Below are 956 nucleotides of genomic sequence, written 5' to 3'. Positions count from 1 at the left end.
CCCGAACGTATTTGAAGTTTCCACGTGGTACCTGGATGCCGATGGCGATAATTATGCGGTGGCACCAACTGTTGAAAGCTGTACTTCTCCCGGAACAGGATATACCCAAACCGTACTTCCCCTGACCGATTGTGACGATACCGACCCCAACGTATTCGAGGTTTCCACGTGGTACCTTGATGCAGATGGTGATAATTATGCGGTGGCTCCAACAGTGGAAAGCTGTACCTCTCCCGGAACAGGATATACCCAAACCATACTTCCACTGACCGATTGTGATGATAGCGACCCGAACGTATTCGAAGTTTCCACGTGGTACCTTGATGCCGATGGCGATAATTATGCCGTGGCTCCAACTGTTGAAAGCTGTAATTCACCCGGAACAGGATATACCCAAACAGTACTTCCCCTGACCGATTGTGACGATACCGACCCCAATGTATTCGAAATTTCCACGTGGTACCTTGATGCCGATGGTGACAACTACGCCGTTGAGCCTACAATAGAAAGCTGTAACTCCCCAGGCACAGGATATACCCAAACCATACTTCCACTGACCGATTGTGATGACAGCGACCCGAACGTATTCGAGGTTTCCACCTGGTACCTGGATGCCGATGGCGATAATTATGCGGTGGCTCCAACTGTTGAAAGCTGTACCTCCCCAGGCACAGGATATACGCAAACCATACTTCCCCTGACCGATTGTGACGATACCGACCCCAATGTATTCGAAGTTGCCACCTGGTACCTGGATGCCGATGGTGACAACTACGCCGTTGCTCCAACAGTGGAAAGCTGCAACTCCCCAGGGACAGGATATACCCAAACCGTACTTCCCCTGACCGATTGTGATGACAGCGACCCGAACGTATTCGAAGTTTCCACGTGGTACCTGGATGCAGATGGGGATAATTACGCTGTGGCTCCCACTGTTGAAAGTTGTAATTCTCCCG

1 protein-coding gene is annotated in these 956 nt (G+C 50.7%); it reads left to right on the top strand.

Features of this window, described 5'->3' with window-relative positions; translation table 11 throughout:
* Positions 1-956: MopE-related protein (locus CHB68_RS18655; protein WP_218822519.1), on the top strand; the 956-nt coding region annotated here is incomplete at both ends.

Origin of the sequence: Maribacter sedimenticola (assembly GCF_900188415.1) — a bacterium.
In the GTDB taxonomy this organism is placed as follows: Bacteria; Bacteroidota; Bacteroidia; order Flavobacteriales; family Flavobacteriaceae; genus Maribacter; species Maribacter sedimenticola.
The sequence above is the reverse complement of the archived record's forward strand: the minus strand, read 5'-3'. Positions and strand labels throughout refer to the sequence as shown.